At 69.3% G+C, this 5,511-nt stretch carries 8 protein-coding genes; all 8 read right to left on the bottom strand.

The genetic code is table 11. The features are described from left to right. Positions 1-777, bottom strand: a 777-nt coding sequence (gene rplB / locus JNK30_RS18865; protein ID WP_293484617.1) for a 50S ribosomal protein L2, incomplete at its 3' end; no start/stop codon positions are given. Between the two features lie 4 nt (positions 778-781). Then, positions 782-1,084, bottom strand: a complete 303-nt coding sequence (locus tag JNK30_RS18860) for a 50S ribosomal protein L23 (RefSeq protein ID WP_293484616.1) — start codon at positions 1,082-1,084, stop codon at positions 782-784. Continuing rightward, positions 1,084-1,722: a 50S ribosomal protein L4 gene (rplD, locus tag JNK30_RS18855; RefSeq protein WP_293484615.1), complete on the bottom strand. Its 639-nt coding sequence runs from the start codon at positions 1,720-1,722 to the stop codon at positions 1,084-1,086. The genes JNK30_RS18860 and rplD overlap by 1 nt, the downstream gene beginning before the upstream one ends. Beyond that, on the bottom strand, positions 1,722-2,504 hold the full coding sequence (rplC, locus tag JNK30_RS18850; RefSeq protein ID WP_293484614.1) for a 50S ribosomal protein L3: 783 nt from the start codon (positions 2,502-2,504) through the stop codon (positions 1,722-1,724). The genes rplD and rplC overlap by 1 nt, the downstream gene beginning before the upstream one ends. A gap of 13 nt (positions 2,505-2,517) precedes the next feature. After that, the gene (rpsJ, locus tag JNK30_RS18845) at positions 2,518-2,826 is read right to left on the bottom strand and encodes a 30S ribosomal protein S10 (protein WP_012521787.1); all 309 of its coding nucleotides are present in this window, start codon (positions 2,824-2,826) and stop codon (positions 2,518-2,520) included. A 307-nt stretch (positions 2,827-3,133) separates the two neighbouring features. Then, the gene (locus JNK30_RS18840) at positions 3,134-4,039 is read right to left on the bottom strand and encodes a hypothetical protein (RefSeq protein ID WP_293484612.1); all 906 of its coding nucleotides are present in this window, start codon (positions 4,037-4,039) and stop codon (positions 3,134-3,136) included. After that, a complete protein-coding gene (locus JNK30_RS18835; RefSeq protein ID WP_293484610.1) occupies positions 4,039-4,875 on the bottom strand; it encodes a DUF2807 domain-containing protein in 837 nt (278 codons plus the stop codon). The genes JNK30_RS18840 and JNK30_RS18835 overlap by 1 nt, the downstream gene beginning before the upstream one ends. A gap of 200 nt (positions 4,876-5,075) precedes the next feature. Beyond that, a partial coding sequence (locus JNK30_RS18830; RefSeq protein WP_293479528.1) for an EF-Tu/IF-2/RF-3 family GTPase occupies positions 5,076-5,511 on the bottom strand: 436 nt, incomplete at its 5' end.

Below are 5,511 nucleotides of genomic sequence, written 5' to 3'. Positions count from 1 at the left end.
GCGGGTCTTGCGGCCCTTCGTGGGCTGGCCCCACGGCGTGACCGGGTGACGGCCGCCCGAGGTGCGGCCTTCGCCGCCGCCGTGCGGGTGGTCGATCGGGTTCATGGCGACGCCGCGGACGTGCGGACGGCGGCCCTTGTGGCGCGACCGGCCGGCCTTGCCCAGGCTCTCGTTCATGTGGTCCGGGTTCGACACCGCACCGACGGTGGCCATGCAGGTGTCCATGACCATGCGCAGCTCGCCCGAGTTCAGGCGGATCTGGGCATAGCCGGCGTCGCGGCCGACCAGCTGGGCGTAGGAGCCAGCCGAACGGGCGATCTGGCCGCCCTTCATCGGCTTCATCTCCACGTTGTGGATGATGGTGCCGATGGGCATGCCGCGCAGCGGCATCGCGTTGCCGGGCTTCACGTCGGCCTTCTCGGCCGCGAGGACCGTGTCGCCGGCCTTGAGGCGCTGCGGGGCCAGGATGTAGGCGAGCTCGCCGTCGGCGTACTTCACCAGGGCGATGAAGGCCGAACGGTTCGGGTCGTACTCGAGACGCTCGACCGTCGCCGGAACGTCGAACTTGCGGCGCTTGAAGTCGATGATCCGGTAGAGGCGCTTGGCGCCGCCGCCGCGGAAGCGGACCGCGACGCGGCCGTTGCCGCCCCGGCCGCCCGACTTGGTCAGGCCTTCGACGAGCGACTTCTCGGGCCGGCCCTTGTGGAGCTCGGACTTGTCGACCAGGACCAGCTGACGGCGGCCCGGCGACGTGGGGTTGAACTGCTTCAGAGCCATCGGATCAGAGCCCCGTGGTGATGTCGATCGACTGGCCTTCGGCCAGCGTCACGATCGCTTTCTTGATGTCGGAGCGACGACCCTTGATGCCGCGGAAGCGCTTGGTCTTGCCCTTCACGTTGATCGTGTTGACCTTCGTGACGTTGACCTTGAACAGCGCCTCGACCGCAGCGGCGATCTCGTCCTTCGAGGCGTCGCCGGCCACGCGGAAGACCACCTTGTTCTGCTCGGAGAGCAGCGTGGCCTTCTCGGTGATCACCGGCGACAGGATGGTGTCGTAGTGACGGACGGTGGGCTCGACGGCCATTACGCAGCCTCCTCAGGCTGGAAGCGCGCCCGAATGCCGTCCACCGCGTCCTTGGTCAGGACCAGGGTCCGGCGACGGAGCACGTCATAGACGTTCAGGCCGGCGTTCGGCAGGACGTCCACGTTCGGGATATTGCGGGCGGCCAGGCCGAAGTTCTTGTCGACCTCGGCGCCGGCGATGACGAGCGCGTTGGTGACGCCAAGCTTGCCCAGCTGCTCGCGCAGCGCGGCCGTCTTGGCTTCCTTCACCGCAACCGTGTCGACCACGATCAGCGAGCCGTCCTTGGCCTTCGAGGACAGCGCGTGCCGCAGGGCGAGCGCGCGGACCTTCTTGGGCAGGTCGAAGGCGTGGCTGCGGACGACGGGCCCGTGGGCCTTGGCGCCGCCGACGAACTGGGCCGCCCGGCGCGAGCCGTGACGGGCGCCGCCGGTGCCCTTCTGCTTGTACATCTTCTTGCCCGTACGAGAGACCTCGTTGCGGACCTGGATCTTGTGGGTGCCGGCGCGGCGCTTGGCGAGCTGCCAGGTCACCACACGCTGCAGGATGTCGGCGCGGATCTCTTCGATGCCGAAGATGTCGTCGGGGAGCTCGATCGAGCCGCCCTTCCCGCCGTCCAGCTTGATGACGTCGAGTTTCATTAGGCTTCGTCCCCTTCAGACTTCGGGGCCTCTTGTTCGGCCGCCGCGGTCACCGCGGGCTCCTCGGAGACCGGGGCCTCCTCGGCGGCGGGGGCCGCCGCAGCACCGGCGCCGCGGAAGGCGCCCGGCTTCGGGGCTTCGGCCGGCAGGGCCGACTTCACCGCGTCGCGGACGCGCACGAACGTGCCTTCCGTGCCGGGCACGGCGCCCTTCACGAGGATCAGGCCGCGCTCGACGTCGACGCGCCAGACGGTGAGGTTGAGGGTGGTGACGGTTTCCTGGCCGAGGTGGCCGGCCATCTTCTTGCCCGGGAAGGTGCGGCCCGGATCCTGGCGGTTGCCGGTCGAACCGTGCGAGCGGTGCGAGACCGAGACGCCGTGGGTGGCCCGGAGGCCCCCGAAGTTCCAGCGCTTCATGGCGCCGGCGAAGCCCTTGCCGACGGTGACGCCGGTGATGTCGATCTTCTGGCCGGGGACGAAGTGGTCGGCGGTGATCTCCGCGCCCACGTCGATGAGGTTGTCCTCGGACACCCGGAACTCGGCCACCTTGGCCTTGGGCTCCACCCGCGACTTCGCGAAATGGCCGCGGAGCGCCTTGGTGGTGTTCTTGGGCTTCTTCCTGCCCGCGCCGAGCTGGAGGGCCACGTAGCCGTCCTTCTCCGCGGTGCGCTGCCCCACGACCTGACAGCCCTCGAGGCTGAGCACGGTGACGGGCACATGGGCGCCGGCTTCATCGAAGAAGCGGGCCATCCCGAGCTTTTTGGCGATCACGCCGGTTCGCATCGGACCGATCCCCTTAGAGCTTGATCTCGACGTCCACGCCGGCGGACAGGTCGAGCTTCATGAGCGCGTCCACGGTCTGCGGGGTGGGGTCGACGATGTCGAGCACGCGCTTGTGCGTGCGGATTTCGAACTGCTCGCGCGACTTCTTGTCGATGTGCGGCGAGCGGTTGACGGTGAATTTCTCGATGCGCGTCGGCAGCGGGATAGGCCCGCGCACGGTCGCGCCAGTCCGCTTGGCGGTGTTCACGATCTCGCGGGTGGAATGGTCCAGCACGCGGTGATCGAAGGCTTTGAGCCGAATGCGGATGTTCTGACGATCCATATCGCTCTTACGTTTCCCTACAGACGGCGGCCCGCCCGCGTGATCTCGACCATTTCAAAGACCAGCCCGAACGCCTTTCGACGTCCGTACGCGATAGTCCGCTCAAAACGACTTAGGGCCGCCGCGAAACCCGCGAGGGCCCTCCTACGAAACGCTAGCAAAAGCACTTCAACAGGTCGTTCCGCGGTCCGCGTCTGCGCCACGAATTGCTTCGCTGCGCACAGCCGGTCCAACAGGAGGCGCGTAGATACCTAGGCGACTCGCCCCCGTCAAGGGCCCCGACGCTGCGGCTGTCCGTCCCCGGCCGCTACATGTAGGTCCGCTGCAGGCGGGCGGGCAGCCGCTCGCCCTCGACCTGCGTGAGCATCCAGGTCAGCACCCGATAGGCGGTGAGCTCGCCGGGCTTCCAGCTCGGGATGATGAGCAGGTCGCCGACGCGGATGAAGTCGTTGATGTAGGCGCCCCGCGCGCGACCGTCGATCAGCACCTGCGAGCGGCCGTCGGGGGTGACGCGGAACAGGCGCCCGGGCCATTCCGACACGAAGTAGGCGTCGCCGTCGCCCTGGGTGACGCCGTCGGCTTCGCCCAGCCCCGTCGCCAGCACCGTCACGGCCTTCGTGACGTAGTCCACGGCCAGGAGCTTGCCCTCCATCGTGGTGACGACGAGGCGCTGCGGCTCGGCGAGCAGCCCGTTGACCGACCGGAGCTCGGCGTGGTCGGCCCAGACGAAGACCCGCCCGCCGCGCAGCGCGAAGATCCGCCCGCTCCCGGAGTCCGACGCCAGCATCGTCCCGTCGGGCGCCGCAGCCACGTCGTTCAGGAACGTGGCGCCGGCCACCGCATAGCGCGCCACGACACGGCCCGCGGCGATGTCGATTTCCACCAGGCGGTCGATATCGGACACGTAGAGCCGACCGCCGACGACCAGGGCGCCCTTCGGCGCGTCGAGGCCCGTGACCCACTGACGCTGCAGCACCCGTCCGCCGGTGGAGATGCGGCTGATGAAGCCGTTGCCGTCCTTCGCCTCGCCTTCCCCACCGACATTGGCGACGTAGAGGGTGCGGCCGTCAGGCCCCAGCGCCACGCTCTCGGGCTCGGCAAGACCCTGCACGCGCCAGACCGGCGACCGGTTGCCCTGCCCTGCGTCCTTCGACGGCGCCCCGCAGCCGCAGGCCAGCAACAGGAGCGCGAGAACCCCCGCGCGCGCCGCCATCAATCGCCGACGCGGACCGAGCCCGAGCCCATGATCATGCGCGAGACCTCGCCCTTGACCTCGCGGGCCCGCACGTCGCCGGACCCGGCGATCCGGACCCGGAGGCTGTCGGCGACGCCGCGGAAGTCCACGTCGCCCGAACCGGCCACCGACACCTTCATGGCCGCGGCCTGGCCGCCGGCGACCATCACGTCGCCCGAACCGGCGATCGACACCTCGAGCGGACCGGCCACCGAGCGGACCGCCGCCGAGCCGGAGCCCGCGATGTTGACGTCGAGGCCGCCCCTCACGTCGCCGGCGGCGACGTCGCCGGACCCCGCGACGCTCACCCGCAGCGAGCCGCTCGAGCCCATGCGGGTGTCGCCCGAGCCCGCCTGGCTCACCTTGGCGTCGCCCTGGACGTTGGCGATGGTCCAGTCGCCGCAGCCGGCGTTGCCGAGCTTGAGGCTGGCCGAGCGGCCGATCGAGCCGAAGACCGCGCCGCCCGCGTCCAGGTCCACGTTCCGGGGCGTGTAGATGACCACCTGCGGCATGTCGGCCCAGGCGATGTCGCCGATGTCGCGGACGGTGACCACCGAGGTCTCGCCCGTCGAGCGGCAGTTGCGGATGCGGTTGCGGCCGTCGAGGTCGCCGTCGACGATGGTGCGGCCGGCGGCGGTGCGGACGGTCAGCGGCAGGCGGCTGTTCGGGCGGATCACCTCCACCTTGATGTCGCTGCGATCCTCCGGAACCACGGTGACGCGCGCCACCGCATCCTTGATCTCGACCGAGGCGGCCTGGGCGGGGCCGCCGGCGAGAGCCGCAGCAGCGGCCATGAGCGTGATCTGAAGACGCATCGTCCTCTCCCAAGTCGAAAGCGTTGACCGGAAGCTAGACGCGGCAGGAGGCGCCTACGACTTAAATCGAGGTCATGAAGCCGATGTCATCTCCGGCCGCCTCTTGGACCTCATGACGTCGCCCAGATGAACGGGCGGCACGAAAAAGGCCGCCGGGGGATGCCCGGCGGCCCTGGTGTTCGCTCAAGCGGCCTTGCGGCTTACTTGATGATCTTGCTGACGACGCCCGAACCCACCGTGCGGCCGCCCTCGCGGATGGCGAAGCGCAGGCCCTGGTCCATGGCGATCGGCGTGATCAGCTCGACGTTCAGCTCGGCGTTGTCGCCGGGCATGATCATCTCCACGCCTTCCTTCAGCTTGATGATCCCCGTCACGTCCGTCGTGCGGAAGTAGAACTGCGGGCGGTAGTTCGTGAAGAACGGCGTGTGCCGGCCACCCTCTTCCTTCGTCAGGATGTAGGCCTCGGCCGTGAACTCCGTGTGCGGCGTGATCGAACCCGGCTTGCACAGCACCTGGCCACGCTCCACGTCCTCGCGCTTCGTGCCGCGCAGCAGCACGCCCACGTTGTCGCCCGCCTCGCCCTGGTCCAGCAGCTTGCGGAACATCTCCACGCCCGTGCAGGTCGTCTTCTGCACG

It is taken from the genome of Phenylobacterium sp. (genome assembly GCF_016793225.1).
Classification (GTDB): domain Bacteria; phylum Pseudomonadota; class Alphaproteobacteria; order Caulobacterales; family Caulobacteraceae; genus Phenylobacterium.
This window is presented reverse-complemented; position numbering and strand designations above follow the sequence as displayed.

Excerpts from the sequence above, each read along its gene's own strand:
- rplC (WP_293484614.1), bottom strand. The coding sequence starts at position 2,504 with ATGCGAACCGGCGTGATCGCCAAAAAGCTCGGGATGGCCCGCTTCTTC.
- rplD (WP_293484615.1), bottom strand. The coding sequence starts at position 1,722 with ATGAAACTCGACGTCATCAAGCTGGACGGCGGGAAGGGCGGCTCGATC.
- JNK30_RS18860 (WP_293484616.1), bottom strand. The coding sequence starts at position 1,084 with ATGGCCGTCGAGCCCACCGTCCGTCACTACGACACCATCCTGTCGCCG.
- JNK30_RS18835 (WP_293484610.1), bottom strand. The coding sequence starts at position 4,875 with ATGCGTCTTCAGATCACGCTCATGGCCGCTGCTGCGGCTCTCGCCGGC.
- JNK30_RS18840 (WP_293484612.1), bottom strand. The coding sequence starts at position 4,039 with ATGGCGGCGCGCGCGGGGGTTCTCGCGCTCCTGTTGCTGGCCTGCGGC.
- rpsJ (WP_012521787.1), bottom strand. The coding sequence starts at position 2,826 with ATGGATCGTCAGAACATCCGCATTCGGCTCAAAGCCTTCGATCACCGC.